The 14,165-nt window shown below is 62.4% G+C and carries 14 protein-coding genes, 1 tRNA gene and 1 riboswitch; of the genes, 13 read left to right on the top strand and 2 right to left on the bottom strand.

Annotated features, from left to right (window positions below; genetic code table 11):
- Positions 1 to 89: 89 nt before the first annotated feature.
- From F0184_RS15545 to F0184_RS15500, 10 genes are all read left to right on the top strand, one after another.
- Positions 90 to 452, top strand: coding sequence for a hypothetical protein (locus F0184_RS15545; protein ID WP_150497113.1), 363 nt, complete (start codon positions 90 to 92; stop codon positions 450 to 452).
- A gap of 232 nt (positions 453 to 684) precedes the next feature.
- Positions 685 to 1,902 carry an LL-diaminopimelate aminotransferase gene (locus F0184_RS15540; protein ID WP_150497112.1) on the top strand — a complete coding sequence of 406 codons (1,218 nt, stop codon included), beginning with the start codon at positions 685 to 687 and terminating at the stop codon, positions 1,900 to 1,902.
- Between the two features lie 27 nt (positions 1,903 to 1,929).
- Complete coding sequence (locus F0184_RS15535; RefSeq protein WP_150497111.1) at positions 1,930 to 3,243, top strand: homoserine dehydrogenase; 1,314 nt, start codon at positions 1,930 to 1,932, stop codon at positions 3,241 to 3,243.
- 58 nt (positions 3,244 to 3,301) lie between these two features.
- Positions 3,302 to 4,297, top strand: coding sequence for a class II fructose-bisphosphatase (gene glpX / locus F0184_RS15530; RefSeq protein WP_150497110.1), 996 nt, complete (start codon positions 3,302 to 3,304; stop codon positions 4,295 to 4,297).
- A gap of 41 nt (positions 4,298 to 4,338) precedes the next feature.
- Positions 4,339 to 6,159, top strand: a complete 1,821-nt coding sequence (gene recJ / locus F0184_RS15525) for a single-stranded-DNA-specific exonuclease RecJ (protein ID WP_150497109.1) — start codon at positions 4,339 to 4,341, stop codon at positions 6,157 to 6,159.
- Between the two features lie 72 nt (positions 6,160 to 6,231).
- The gene (locus tag F0184_RS15520) at positions 6,232 to 6,426 is read left to right on the top strand and encodes a hypothetical protein (RefSeq protein WP_150497108.1); all 195 of its coding nucleotides are present in this window, start codon (positions 6,232 to 6,234) and stop codon (positions 6,424 to 6,426) included.
- 186 nt (positions 6,427 to 6,612) lie between these two features.
- Entirely contained in the window at positions 6,613 to 7,506 is an 894-nt protein-coding gene (locus F0184_RS15515) for a nitrilase-related carbon-nitrogen hydrolase (RefSeq protein WP_150497107.1), read from the top strand.
- A 121-nt stretch (positions 7,507 to 7,627) separates the two neighbouring features.
- Positions 7,628 to 8,143 carry an NUDIX hydrolase gene (locus F0184_RS15510; RefSeq protein WP_150497106.1) on the top strand — a complete coding sequence of 172 codons (516 nt, stop codon included), beginning with the start codon at positions 7,628 to 7,630 and terminating at the stop codon, positions 8,141 to 8,143.
- 126 nt (positions 8,144 to 8,269) lie between these two features.
- A complete protein-coding gene (locus tag F0184_RS15505) occupies positions 8,270 to 9,799 on the top strand; it encodes an inorganic phosphate transporter (protein WP_244299220.1) in 1,530 nt (509 codons plus the stop codon).
- Between the two features lie 133 nt (positions 9,800 to 9,932).
- The gene (locus F0184_RS15500; protein WP_150497104.1) at positions 9,933 to 10,556 is read left to right on the top strand and encodes an MOSC domain-containing protein; all 624 of its coding nucleotides are present in this window, start codon (positions 9,933 to 9,935) and stop codon (positions 10,554 to 10,556) included.
- 20 nt (positions 10,557 to 10,576) lie between these two features.
- On the opposite strand, the gene F0184_RS15495 is transcribed toward F0184_RS15500, so the two are convergent.
- Positions 10,577 to 10,903: a DUF2293 domain-containing protein gene (locus F0184_RS15495; RefSeq protein WP_150497103.1), complete on the bottom strand. Its 327-nt coding sequence runs from the start codon at positions 10,901 to 10,903 to the stop codon at positions 10,577 to 10,579.
- Between the two features lie 174 nt (positions 10,904 to 11,077).
- Here F0184_RS15495 and F0184_RS15490 point away from each other — a divergent pair, with 174 nt between their 5' ends.
- Entirely contained in the window at positions 11,078 to 11,701 is a 624-nt protein-coding gene (locus tag F0184_RS15490) for a helix-turn-helix transcriptional regulator (RefSeq protein WP_150497102.1), read from the top strand.
- Positions 11,702 to 11,806: 105 nt separating this feature from the next.
- On the opposite strand, the gene F0184_RS15485 is transcribed toward F0184_RS15490, so the two are convergent.
- A tRNA-Asn gene (locus F0184_RS15485) sits at positions 11,807 to 11,882 on the bottom strand.
- Between the two features lie 283 nt (positions 11,883 to 12,165).
- A riboswitch (cobalamin riboswitch) is annotated at positions 12,166 to 12,376 on the top strand.
- Positions 12,377 to 12,470: 94 nt separating this feature from the next.
- Between F0184_RS15485 and cobU the strand changes: the two genes are divergently transcribed.
- Positions 12,471 to 13,013: a bifunctional adenosylcobinamide kinase/adenosylcobinamide-phosphate guanylyltransferase gene (gene cobU / locus F0184_RS15480; RefSeq protein WP_150497101.1), complete on the top strand. Its 543-nt coding sequence runs from the start codon at positions 12,471 to 12,473 to the stop codon at positions 13,011 to 13,013.
- Complete coding sequence (cobW, locus tag F0184_RS15475; protein ID WP_150497100.1) at positions 13,010 to 14,098, top strand: cobalamin biosynthesis protein CobW; 1,089 nt, start codon at positions 13,010 to 13,012, stop codon at positions 14,096 to 14,098. The genes cobU and cobW overlap by 4 nt, the downstream gene beginning before the upstream one ends.
- Positions 14,099 to 14,165: the final 67 nt, after the last annotated feature.

The raw sequence follows: 14,165 nt of genomic DNA, 5'->3' as shown, positions 1-14,165 counted from the left end.
AATTAAAAACTCCGAAACCTTACGTATGCTGAACGGCCGTTCGCATCATCGATGGCAAACCGGGGTCTTCAGGTGAAAGCAGGTTATCCGTGACACTATTAAGACAAGCGCTGTGTGCCGGACTGGTTTGCCTTCCGGCGGCCGGTTGTGCCGGGGATCCCGAAGAGACACTGGCGGGTGCGTTGGGGCGGCCTGTTCCGGCCGAAACCTTGCCGCAAGCCCCTGCGGTTTCTCCCGGGCAACCCGACGCACCTGGCGGTCTGATCGATCCGGATCAGCGGGCGCGGACCCATGAAACGCTGCGCAGCCTGGCCTCCGGTGCCAAGGCGAATACGCAGGTGCGCGGCACCGCCGGCAAAGACAGCCTCATTAAGGCGCGGGACACCCACGGTCAGGCCGCACTGGACGATATCAGAGGCACAGCGGCCATCCGGACGCAAACCTCCGAATAGAACCTTTCCGGTGTGTCCGGTGTCCCGGCTCTTGGCAGGCCTTTTCCGGCAATGGCCGATGCGGCGTGCTTGCGGGAATTGGCGCAAATTTAGCTGTCTACGGCTTGAAAGACGGGTGCACCTTTCCGAAGAGGCTGGTAAAAGGGCGCTCAAATGCGGTGCCGGTCCGGTTTTCGGCCGGTCCGCAACCCTGTAACCGTCCAACCTCATTCGATATCCAAGGATCCGCCCCATGGAGGACTTCCACAAGACCAAGCGTCTCCCGCCCTATGTGTTCGAGCAGGTCAACCGGCTCAAGGCAAAGGCGCGCGCGGCGGGCGCGGATATCATCGATCTGGGCATGGGCAATCCCGATCTGCCGACGCCAAGGCATATCGTCGATAAACTGACTGAGGTGGTCCAGGACCCCCGCTCGCACCGCTATTCCGCGTCCAAGGGTATCCAGGGTCTGCGCAGGGCGCAGGTCGGCTATTACGAGCGCCGCTTCGGTGTGAAGCTCGATCCGGAAACCCAAGTGGTTGCCACCCTTGGCTCCAAGGAGGGCTTCGCAAACATGGCGCAGGCGATCACCGCGCCGGGCGATGTGATCCTGAGCCCCAATCCGAGCTATCCCATCCATGCCTTCGGGTTTTTGATGGCTGGTGCCTCAATCCGTGCGATCCCCGCGGAACCGGGCCCCGACTTCTTCTTGGCGTTGGAACGGGCCGTCATTCACTCGGTGCCCAAACCGATCGCCATCATCCTGTGTTATCCGGCCAACCCGACCGCCTATTGCGCCGATCTGGATTTTTACAAGGAAGTCGTCGCCTTTGCGCGAAAGCACAGTATTTTCATCCTATCGGACCTTGCCTATTCGGAAATCTACTTCGGCGACACGCCGCCGCCGTCCGTTCTCCAGGTTCCGGGCGCCATCAGTGTGACCGCCGAATTTACCTCCTTGTCCAAAACCTTTTCCATGCCAGGCTGGCGCATGGGATTCGCCGTGGGCAATGAACGGCTGATCGGCGCTCTTGCGCGGGTCAAATCCTATCTGGATTATGGAGCGTTCACGCCGATCCAGGTGGCCGCGACGTCGGCCCTCAATGGTCCGGATGATTGCATCCTCGAGACGCGGGCCGTCTACAAGAACCGCCGGGACGTGGTGGTCGAATCGTTCGGGCGGGCCGGCTGGCCCATTCCTGCACCGGAAGCCAGCATGTTCTGCTGGGCACCGATCCCCGAGCGGTACCGCGCGCTGGGCAGTCTCGAATTCTCGAAGCTGCTGCTCGAAAAGGCGAATGTAGCGGTCGCACCGGGTATCGGTTTTGGCGAGCATGGGGACGATTTCGTCCGGATTGGTCTTGTGGAGAACGAACAGCGGCTCCGGCAAGCCGCGCGGAACATTCGCCGCTTCCTTGAAACGGGACACGAAACATTGCACAACGTGGTCCCGCTCGGGGCTTCGGGCTAAGTCGGATCGAACTGGATTTCACAGAATATGTCAGATGCGTTGAGAATAGGCGTTGCGGGCCTTGGAACCGTTGGGGCATCCGTGGTTCGCCTGCTGCAGGAGCATGGCGATCAGCTCGCCCGAAAATCCGGGCGTCCGGTTCGGGTGAGCGCGGTCAGCGCGCGCGACCGTGGCCGGGACCGGGGGGTGGATCTGTCGTCCATGGCCTGGTTCGACGATCCGGTTGCCATGGCGCGTTCGGCCGATATCGACATCTTCGTGGAACTCGTGGGCGGCGAGAGCGGCGCCGCCGAAGACAGTGTGCGGGCGGCCCTGCAACGCGGGCTGCATGTCGTTACCGCGAACAAGGCGCTTCTCGCCAAGCATGGCGTGGACCTTGCCTTGCTGGCGGAGCAGCACAACGCCTGCCTGAACTACGAGGCCGCGGTCGCCGGCGGTATTCCCATCGTCAAGACCATGCGCGAGTCGCTGTCCGGCAATGCCGTGTCGCGCGTCTACGGGATCTTGAACGGCACCTGCAATTACATTCTGACGCGCATGGAAGACGAAGGCCTCAGCTTCGAGGCATGCCTTGCCGACGCGCAGCGCCTTGGCTATGCCGAGGCCGATCCGACTTTCGACATCGAAGGGTTCGACACGGCGCACAAGCTGGCCATTTTGACCAGTCTGGCGTTCGGAACCAAAATCTCCAGCGACACGATCTACGTCGAGGGCATCACGTCCATCACGACCGCGGATATCCATGCCGCCAGCGAGTTGGGCTACCGGATCAAGCTCTTGGGAGTGGCGCAACGCACGGAGTCCGGGATCGAGCAAAGGGTGCATCCGACCATGGTGCCGAAATCCTCTGCCATCGCCCGGATTGACGGGGTGTTGAATGCCGTGGCGGTCGATGGCGATTTCGTGGGCGAGGTGATCCTCGTCGGACCCGGGGCAGGCGGAAAGGCGACCGCGTCCTCTGTTGTGGCCGACATTGCCGATATCGCGCGGGGCGACGAGACCCCCGTCCTTGGAACGCCGGCGGCCGAGCTTGACGACTATGTTCGTGCCGGCATGCGCAAGCATGCGGGCGGATATTATATTCGCCTGGCAGTCTATGATAGGCCCGGCGCCTTCGCGGAAATCGCGAACTGCATGGCAGACGCCGATATCTCCTTGGAATCGATCGTTCAGCGGCGCAACGGATCTGCCGCCAGCATCGAACGCGCCGAACCACAACCGGTCATTCTCATTACCTACGAAACGACCGAGGAAGCGGTGAAGAAGGCACTGGACGTGATCCAGTCGAAGGGCGTTGTCGCGGCCGCGCCGCAGATGATCCGCATCGAGAAATTGACTTAAAAGGAGCCGGGCTGCCCGCCGGTCTGGCGGATCCGGGGAAGACAAGGTGGAGAACCAAATGGCACAGACCGAAGGCGCTGCTGACAGCGGCTTGGATCGTATTCTGACGCTGGAGCTGGCGCGCGTGAGTGAGCGTGCCGCTGTGGCCGCTGCGAGACTGCGTGGACGCGGCGATGAGATGGCCGCCGACCAGGCCGCCGTTGACGCGATGCGCCGGGAGTTGAACCGTCTGCCGATCAACGGCACCGTGGTGATCGGTGAGGGAGAGCGGGACGAAGCGCCGATGCTGTATATCGGCGAGAATGTCGGCACCGGCCACGGGCCGCAGGTCGATATTGCGCTCGACCCGCTCGAGGGGACCACGATCTGCGCCAAGAACCTTCCCAACTCCCTTGCCGTCATCGCTCTGGCTCCGAAGGGGGATCTCTTGAACGCCCCGGACAGCTATATGGACAAGATCGCCATCGGTCCTGGCTACCCGGCGAACCTGATCGATCTGGATGCGCCCATCGCGGACAATCTGCAAGCCGTTGCACGGGAAAAGAACGTCAAGATCAACGAAGTCACGGCCTGCGTCCTGGACCGGCCGCGGCACGCGCGTTTGATTGAGGAAATCAGGGCGACCGGCGCTGCCATCCGCCTGATCGGCGACGGCGATGTTGCCGGGATCATCCATACCACCGATCCGGAGGAGACGGGCATCGATCTTTATGCCGGTATCGGCGGTGCGCCCGAAGGCGTTCTGGCGGCGGCGGCGCTGCGATCCATCGGTGGCCAGATGCAAAGCCGCCTGGTGATCACCCGGGACGAACAGGTCGAGCGGGCCCACCGTATGGGCATCGAGGACGTGAAGCGCAAATACACCCTGGAGGAAATGGCGGGACCGGACGTGTTGTTCGCTGCAACCGGTGTCACTGACGGGAACTTCCTGCAAGGGGTCCGTTTCGGCCGTGACAGCATCATCACGCACACCGTTGTGATGCGCTCGTCGACCGGAACCGTGCGCTACATCAAGGCGCAGCACCGGGATCTCGAGAAGTTCCATCTGGATTGATGGATGCTGGCCGGAACGTTCGCACGGACGGAATGGGTCGGATGACCGGTGCTGGCTTGTCAGGTCAGCCCCATAGGCTGGTTCTGGGCGTGGAGCGGTCCGCCGGCGGCTATGCGTGGCGCGAGCGCCTCGACGAAACCGGAACCCGCCACGCCATGGCGATCGCGCAGCAACTGGGCATCCCCGATGTCCTGGCCCGCGTGATCGCAGCCCGTGGCGTGTTGCCGGAAACGGCCGAAGCGTTTCTCGCGCCCAGCCTGAAGGCCTTGATGCCGGATCCGTCTACCCTGACGGACATGGATGCCGCGGTAGCACGGGTGGCTGACGCGGTTCAGGCGGGTTTGTCAATCGCCATTTTCGGAGACTACGACGTCGACGGGGCCACCTCGTCTGCCGTGTTGTGCCGGTACCTGCGATGGCTCGGGCTTGATCCGGTCATTCATATCCCGGACCGGATCATTGAAGGCTATGGTCCGAATGTGCCCGCACTCGAAGCCCTCAAGGCTGGCGGAGCCGACCTTCTGATTGCCGTCGATTGCGGAAGCACATCCTTCGAAGCCTTCGAGGCAGCAAACCGCCTCGGGCTCGATGTGGTTGTTTTCGATCACCACCAGGTTGGCGAGGACCTTCCACCGGTCATAGCGCTTGTGAATCCGAACCGTCAGGACGATCTGTCCGGTCAGGGGCATTTGGCTGCGGTCGGGGTGACCTTTCTTTTTCTCGTAGGTCTCAACCGCGAATTGCGCCGCCGGGGGTTGTTTGACAGGCGCCCTCAACCCGATCTGATGGCGCTGCTGGACCTGGTGGCTCTTGGAACGGTCTGCGATGTCGTCCCCCTTCAGGGGTTGAACCGGGCGTATGTGCTGCGCGGCCTGTCGGTCATGCATCAGCGCCGCAATCCGGGCCTTGCCTTTCTGGCGGACGCCGCCCGGGTGGCCGGCAAGGCAACGCCGTACCATCTGGGGTTTTTGCTGGGACCGCGGATCAACGCCGGGGGGCGGATCGGGGATGCGGCTCTTGGCGCCCGGCTGCTGACCTGCGACGATCACGTGGAGGCCCGCGAAATAGCCGCGCGGTTGAATGAACTCAACACCGAGCGACAAGCGATGGAAGCGGTGATGCTGGAGGAGGCCGGAGCGCAGGCGGCGATCGCAATTCGGGACACCGATCCCGCGGTCCTGATCACCGGGTCACCGGAGTGGCACCCGGGTATTGTGGGTCTGATCGCCTCGCGCTTGAAGGAGGCGCACCGCCGGCCGTCCTTCGCCATTGCCTATGATGAAACGGGAAAGGGCACCGGGTCTGGCCGGTCGATCCCGGGGGTTGATCTGGGACGGGTCGTGCGCGCCGCTGTCGCGGAAGGACTTCTGGAGAAAGGCGGCGGGCATGCGATGGCGGCCGGTATGACCTTGCGCAAGGAAAAAATGGACGATCTTGCCGCATTTTTCGATGATCAACTGAAAGCGGATGTGGAAGCGGCCAGCGCCGCGCGCGATCTCAAGATTGATGGCGCGCTGACCGCAACCGGCGCGAGCTTACCGCTTCTGGAGCAATTGGACAGTGCGGGGCCGTTCGGGGCCGGGCATCCCGAACCCGTGTTCGCCTTCCCGGCGCACCGGGTGACCTTCGCCGATGTCGTCGGCAATGGGCATGTCCGGGCCAGTCTGTCAGCCTCCGACGGCACGAGCCTGAAGGCGATCGCGTTCAAGGCCGAGGACAAGCCGTTCGGTCAGGAACTGCTCAAAAAGCGCGGTCAAACGGTGCATGTCGCGGGCAGTCTGTCGGTGGACACATGGCAGGGGACGCCGCGTCCGCAACTGCGGATCATTGATGTCGCTGATCCGCAGAAGGCTTCCCGTTAACGCGTCTTAACCTTTTGGTAAAATCAGGGCCTGTAGACTTTCGCCAGCTGAAGGAATCGGCGGAGGCATGGCATGGCTCAGAAAGAGCTTCGTAGACAATTCCGGGACATAGACGCGCATACCACGCGCGCTCTTCACAATATTCAACAGGTCAAGCGCGCGAGGGCGGCCCGGATCTTTCCCGCACCGCTTCCCTTGTCCTCCAAGACGTTTGAATGGTCATACGTCCTGGCGCTGATGCTGATGTTCGCACTCGTGATCGACTAAATCAGCGGCGAAAATCGAGGCGCGCTTGCCGGCAGCGCCGGTTTATGCTCCGGAAACCTTGGCTTTTTTCACGGGATTGACTGGATCTTGGTTCCGGAACACGGCCGTTTTGACCGCGGGTAGCCTTGCCTCTTGGGTGAAAAAATGCGCAAGAGCAGGCATCTGAATCCCGGAGCCGGAGCTCGCATGACCTATCGTATCGCCTTGCACACCTTGAACTTGAGCTTCGCGCCACCATCGGTTGAGGCTCTTGCCAGCCATTTGGAGCGTGCCGCTCAGTCGGCGTCGGCCGCGGGCGCGAGGCTGATCCTGTTCCCCGAATACGCGATCGAAGCCTGTCTGGCGTTCAAACCGGCCGGATTGCCCCCGACCGGGGAAATGGCGTTTCTGGCGGACTGCGGGGTCCGGCTGGTTGAAGCCGCGAAACACCTGCCCGCCGCCCATGGCGTTTCAATCCTGCTTGGATCCATGCCGGTCGGCAATGGGCGGGGTGGGTTCACGAACACGGCGATTTTGTTGACACCCGACGGCCGGGATATCCGGCAGGACAAGTTGTGTCTGACGCCCGGTGAGCAGGACGAGGATAGTTGGCGGCTGACGCCCGGCACCACACTGGTGCCGTTCGAACTGGATGGTCTCAAGATGGTCATCCTGATCTGTCTTGATATCGAAATGCCCGCGCTCTCGTGCCTGCTTGCACATCAACAGCCGGACCTTGTTCTGGTGCCGTCCATGACGGAGCGGCTTGCCGGATACCACCGGGTCTATGGGTGCGCGAAGGCGCGTGCCGTCGAATTGATGACCTGTGTCGCGGTTTGCGGTGTGATCGGCGCCGCGAAGGGAACCACCCAGAACCTCACGAATTGGTCCGGAGCGTCTCTTTTCGTGCCCTGCGAGGCGGAACTTGGACATGACGGTGTCGCGGTGTCCGTCGCGCCTGTTGGCGGGGATGATGGCGCGGATATTCAGGTCATCGCCGATGTGCCGGTGCAGACGGTGCGCGCCTTACGTGGAGGTGACGCGGAGGTCTGGCCGGGTGCATGGTCGGCCGACCACATCTCGGTGGCACCCGCATCCTAGGCGACTGATCTAGACAAATATGTATTTGGGTGCACTTTGTGCGCATTTTTCTTGGATACTGCACCCGACTCCCCTATATGTAGGGTTAGAACGGATCCTTTCATTGGCATAAATACCCATAATGGCGATAACAGAAGCATATACAGCGCCAGCGCTTGGCTGGCTGCGGACGCTCGCGGGGCTTTTATACAAGCCCGCGCGCCTGCAGATTGCTGCGCTCTGTTACCGGTGGAAGGATGGCGAACTTGAGGTGCTGCTTGTCACGTCGCGGGAGAAGGGGCGCTGGATCCTTCCCAAGGGATGGCCTGAACTGGATCAGGAAGCCTTTGAAACGGCCGTAACGGAAGCCTTTGAGGAAGCCGGAGCCCGTGGCCGCCCCGACCGCCGCGCTTTTGGCAGCTTCCGGTCTCACAAGGGACTGTCCAACGGTCTTGAACTGCGGACAAAGGTTCTGGTCTTTCCGATTGAGGTGGATCGGCTACTGGAGGACTTTCCCGAAAAGGGGCAGCGCCAGCGTGCCTGGATGCCTGTGGCCCGTGCCATCGAAATGGCGGACGAGCCGGGCGCTCGCGCTCTTTTGCGCCGGTTTGCCAAACGGAAGAAAACACCTGTTTCGTCACGGCCTCAAACAGGCTGATGTTCCGTCTCCGGTTTTTCGCCGGTCCGGTGTTCTGAGCTTCAACCGTCAGATGCCTGTCACCGAATTTTGATGATATCACATGCAGGCCGCTTCAGGTTGCGGTTTGCGGAGAGACGAACGCGCGTGCAGAACCCGCAGTCAAACCATCAAAAGCGCTACAAAGGTCCCGCCCTCGACAAGGATCTCGACAAGATCTCGTTTGTGGAAGGGGCGGCGGAAAGCCTTGGCCGGCGCCTGATCGGGCCGGGTCTTGGCGTGGTCTTCATGGCGCTTTGCGCCGTGGTCGCGGCGTTTCATGTGCCGGCCTGGTCGTTGAGTGACACGCTTGTGCTTGCTGCCGCTGCCGCCGTTGGGGCCTATATGGCCATGAATATCGGCGCGAACGACGTGGCCAACAATGTTGGGCCCGCCGTTGGCGCGCGCGCGATAACGCTCACCACGGCGCTCATCCTGGCCGCCTTTTTCGAAAGCGCGGGGGCCTTGCTGGTTGGCGACGATGTTCTGGAAACCGTTTCGAGCGGCATTATCCTGCCCGCTCATCAGGTCAACTCGGCCGTGTTCACGACGGCAATGATCGCCGCGCTTGTGGCCGCAGCGTTGTGGATCAACATGGCGACCTTGATCGGTGCGCCGGTTTCAACCACCCATTCGGTGATCGGCGGGGTGGTCGGTGCGGGCATCGCGGCAGGCGGCTGGGGCGCAGTCAATTGGTCGACGATGGCAGCGATTGCCGCAAGCTGGGTGGCGTCTCCCGTTCTCGGAGCTCTCGTGGCGGCCAGCTTTCTGGCCTTCATCAGGTACATGATCCTGGACCGCGAGGACCGCCTTCAGGCCGCGCGCTTCTGGCTGCCGGTCTTGATCGGCCTGCTGGTCGGTGCATTCACCGCCTATCTCACAATCAAGGGGCTCGACCGCCTGCTGGCCGTGCCTCACGGGTTCGTTTTTGTGACGGCCCCACTGCTTGGCGGCGCGGCCTGGCTCTTCACCATCCCCCTGATTGCGCGGCAATCGGCCGGGTTCGACAATCGGCGTCAGTCTATCCGCGGGCTGTTCACCGGACCGCTCATGGTTGCGGCCGCGCTCTTGTCCTTCGCCCATGGGGCGAACGATGTGGCAAACGCGGTAGGGCCGGTGGCCGCCATCGTCAATGTCCAGCTGGCCCACACGGACACGGTCGCCCAGGCGATGGAGACCGAACCAGTCACGACGGTGCCCTTGTGGGTCAGTGCCATCGGCGCGTTCGGCATCTCGCTCGGACTGATGCTGTTTGGACCGCGCTTGATCCGGGTTGTCGGGCAGCGCATCACCAAGCTCAATCCGGTCCGCGCGTTTTGCGTTTCCCTGGCGGCTGCGATCACCGTGTTGATTGCGTCCGGGCTCGGCCTGCCCGTCAGCTCGACCTACATCGCCGTCGGGGCGGTCTTCGGTGTCGGGTTCTTCCGGGAATGGTCCTGGCGCCGCCGGCAGGGCGAGGGGGCGAGCCGCCTGTTTAACCGGAGCATCCGCAACCGGGAAGCCCACAACAGCAGGCTCCTGGTACGGCGGACCTATCTGCTGACCATCATGACCGCCTGGATGGTGACTGTGCCGATTTCCGCCACCATCGCGGCAATCGTGTTTGAACTGCTGCGGCTCGTGCTCGGTCTTTCCTGAAAGCCGGGCGAAGGAGGCGACGGTATCGCGGCCGCAATCAGGCAGCGGGTGCGGTCCGTTTTCCAGGGATGGATTTGCAGGCTGAATCGGGATATCCGAAATCGGTGCCGACATCACAAGGGTGGAGACCGATTTGCCGACCGATTTGTTTGGAGAGACCGAGATCGAACCCGATCACTATGTGCGCGGGCGCAAGCTGTCCGGCAAAGTGGAGAGCGTCTTGAAATCGCGCTCGGCCGACGACTTTCAAACCCGTGAGCTGGACCGGCTGGAACTTGGCTTTGAAGGGATCGCTGGCGACCGCCATTTCGGTTTCACGCGCTTATCCGGCGGACGCGAACCCTGGTATACGCGTGGCACGCAAATGTGCAACGAACGCCAGATCTCGGTGGTCTCGAGCGAAGAGTTGCGGCTGATCGCGCGGCGCATGGAGATCGGCGCTCTGGAGCCTGGCTGGATCGGTGCCAATGTGTGCTTGTCGGGTTTGCCAAGCCTGAGCCTTATGCCGCCGCGAACCCGGCTGGTGTTCGAGGGCGGGGCCGTCATCCGGGTCGATGGAGACAACGCGCCGTGCCGGATCGCCGGCAGCGCAATCGCGCGTCATGTTCCCGGGCGCGAGGACATAGATCTTCTGTTTCCCAAGGTCGCGCACCGTCTGCGAGGCGTAGTCGGCTATGTCGAGAAACCCGGCGCCATCGCGGCCGGTGAGACGGTGACCGCCCATATTCCCGAACAGTGGATCTACCGGCCGGATTGAGCAGCCGGAGACCGGATTTTCTATTTCCGATCCATGGAAACATCGGTGTCATTCGGGTCGAGCGCGCGATTGCAGCCCCAGTCTTGGAGCGTGTCGTTCATGTCCTCGATGACGAAATAGCGGGCGGCCTCGCGGTCATACCCGTCTTCCAGCAAGCTGTCGTAATGGGTATGCGCGTGCCGCACATGCGATATCGCCGCCTGCCACACGGCGATGCCGGGCGGCAAATGGCGCAAGTGGCCGGCCGATGCCAGGTCCAGGATGTCCTCGGCATCGGCCATCGTGATCCGGGGAAACAACTCGCGAAGCGCCTTCTTGATGTCCCGTTGCCGTTTGGTGCCTGCCATCTTGATCCGGTTCGCTCGCAAGGTCCTGCAGCCAGCGGTACCCGATCCGGCGGGGCGGTTCAACACCCGGTCCCCCGAAGCCGCAGGTCATCTTTCCCCGGAAGGCTCAATGGCTCTGCTTGGATAAAGCAATGAAAATATTTTTTTAAACTCCGCCGCGTGCTATGTTCGGTTATGGCCGACCGTACCCGCTCCCGTCTTCTCAATGCGCTCAAATCATCGGGCCCCCTGACCGCTGCCGAGCTTGCCCGGCGGCTGGACGTGACGCCCGTCGCGACCCGCCAGCATCTGGATGGTTTGCTGGCGGACAGGCTGGTCCGGTTCGAGGATCTGAAGGGATCGGTCGGGCGGCCGAAACGGGTTTGGTCGCTCACCGGGGAGGGTCATGGCCAGTTCCCCGATTCCCACGCGAACCTGATTGTTGGTGTCTTGGGCGGATTGACGGCGCTTTACGGGCCGGGCGGATTGGAGGCTGTGATCAAGCACCGCGAGCGGCAGATGGAACTGGCTTACCGGGCGGCGTTGCGGGAATGCTCCGACCCGCGCTCCAAAGTGGAGAGGCTTGCCCTGCTGCGGGATCAGGAAGGTTACATGGCGGAGGTCGAGTCGTGCGACGGCGGCTTTCTGCTGATCGAAAACCATTGCTCGATTTGCGCCGCGGCGACGGCCTGCCGAGATTTCTGCCGCTCGGAATGGCGGTTGTTTCAAGCCGTTATGGGCGAGGATGTTTGGGTCCAGCGCGAGGAACACCTGCTGTCGGGGGATCGCCGGTGTGTCTATCGGATTACGCCGGTGTAGGTTGCCGGGGTATCGGCCGGACCTGTTACGGGCCGCCGGCAGCCGCGCGGTTCTGCACTGCGCCGGATGTTAAGTAGATGATAAATCTTAAATATTTTGAGAAAGTGGCTCCCTGAGTAGGACTCGAACCTACGACCCAGCGATTAACAGTCGCTTGCTCTACCAACTGAGCTATCAGGGATCAGATACGGCAAGAAAGTCTCTCGCCCCGTCGGTGAGCATGCGTATATCAAACGCCTTGCCGGTTTGCCAAGCCCTGTTTGCGTTTTTTTCTTCGCTGGCTGCAAATACCACGTTGTTTGTGGAAAACTATTGAAATACAGACGCTTAAGAGTGAGGCGGCTGTCTGGATACGGTCACAGCCGGCAGGGCGGTCCCCGATTTTCCAGCTTAAGGTCAGGACTTGGGAGCAGGAAGGTCCGTTCTTTGGCCTGGAACGCTTGAGAGCGCGCGGATCTCAAGCTACAGATAGTCCAGACGATGGTGCTTCGGTCTTTCGGGCTGAAGCCGAAACGGGAATCCGGTGCGATGGCGGGTCGCTGTCTATGCCGGAGCTGCCCCCGCAACTGTAAGCGGATTGCGGACCTGCAATTGCCACTGGCGCGGCGGCGCCGGGAAGGCGCAGGACCGCCCGACACCGCGAGCCAGGAGACCGGCCACCGTCTGGCGAAACACAACGGCGCTGTCGGTGGGACGGCGAAGGTGGACAGAACATGGCAAATCCGGGCTTTCGCGGCCGGGCATCGATTACGATCCGATCGAGCCGCGCATGAGTGAGCCTTCAACAACTTTCATTCTAGGTGGCGCACGCTCGGGCAAGAGCCGTTTGGCGGAACGCTTGTGTCTCCGCTCCGGCCTGAAGCGCGTCTATGTCGCGACAGGGGCGGCATGGGACGAGGAAATGCGCGAGCGCATCGGCCTCCACCAGCAGCAGCGAGGCACGGGGTGGACGACCATCGAGGAGCAGACCGATCTGACCGGCGTCCTGTCCCGTGAAACCGCGCCTGATCGGGTGGTTCTGGTCGATTGCCTGACCTTGTGGTTGACCAACCTCCTGCTGGCCGAATGCGATCTGCACGCCGAAACGGAGCAGCTTGTCTCCGCTGCGCGCGCCGTGGCCGGCCCGTGCGTCTTCGTTTCCAATGAAACCGGCCTTGGCATAGTGCCGGACAACCGTCTGGCCCGGACGTTCCGCGATGCCCAGGGCCGGCTCAATCAGGCCATGGCCGATGTCTGCACCCAGGCGGTGTTCGTGGCCGCGGGCCAGCCAATCCTTCTCAAACCCCGTCAGGACCCGGAGATAACCCTATGAGCATGGGCAAAAAAATTCCCGCAACAATCGTCACCGGCTTTCTTGGCGCCGGCAAGACAACCTTGATCCGGAACCTGCTCGTAAATGCCGGCGGAAAGCGGATCGCGCTGATTGTGAACGAATTCGGCGACATGGGGTTCGACGGATCCCTGGTCAATGGCTGCGCCGATCCGGGCTGCGCGGCGGAAGAGGTGGTGGAACTGACGAATGGCTGCATCTGCTGCACCGTTGCCGATGACTTTCTGCCCACGATGGAGATGCTGCTGGAGCGCGACAATCCGCCGGAGCATATCGTGATCGAGACCTCCGGACTTGCTCTCCCGCAGCCGCTCGTGCGCGCCTTTTCCTGGCCGACGGTGAAGACCAAGGTGACGGTCGATGGCGTGGTGACGGTGCTGGACGCCGCCGCTCTTGCCGAGGGGCGGATCGCGCTGGACGAAGCCGCTCTTGAGGCCCAGCGGGCCGCCGATGACGCGCTCGATCATGAAAGCCCCATCGAGGAGTTGTTTCACGATCAGCTCCGCTGCGGCGATCTGATCGTGCTGAACAAGGCTGATCTGGTCTCCGCCGATGCGCTGAGCGCTGTGGAGGAGCGGATCCGCAAGGATGTGCGCGAGGCGGTGCATATCGTCGCCTGCGAGAAAGGGTCCTTGCCGATTTCCGTGCTTCTTGGGCGGGAAGCGTCCGCCGAAGACGATATGGCCCATCGCCACGAGCATCACCATCATCACCACGACCGCGATGATGATCACGATCACGATCACGACCATGATCACCATGATCACCATCACCACGATGACTTCGAGAGCCACGTGTTGAGCGTGCCGGCCTTCGCCAGTTTGCAGGATCTGGAGGACAAGGTGCTCGCGGCAATGCGCCAAAGGGGCGTGCTGCGCATCAAGGGAGCAGCACAGATCCAAGGTAAGGCCGCGCCCGCCATGGTTCAGGCCGTCGGCCCCCGCGTGGAAGCCTGGTTCGCCGCCGGAACGCAGGCATCGGGCCGTCTCGTCGTGATCGGGTTGAAAGGGCTCGATCTGCGCGCCGTGTCCGAAACGCTCGGGCTCGCCGCGCAAGCCGCGGAGTAGGCCAGGGTTTCTATACTCCCGGACGCCCTTCGCCGGGCCCCGGGATCGGGAGGTCCGGCCGGCCGGC

Source organism: Roseibium aquae, from assembly GCF_008711285.1.
Lineage (GTDB): Bacteria > Pseudomonadota > Alphaproteobacteria > Rhizobiales > Stappiaceae > Roseibium > Roseibium aquae.
Note: the sequence above shows the minus strand (reverse complement) of the source record. Positions and strands in the feature narration are given on the sequence as shown.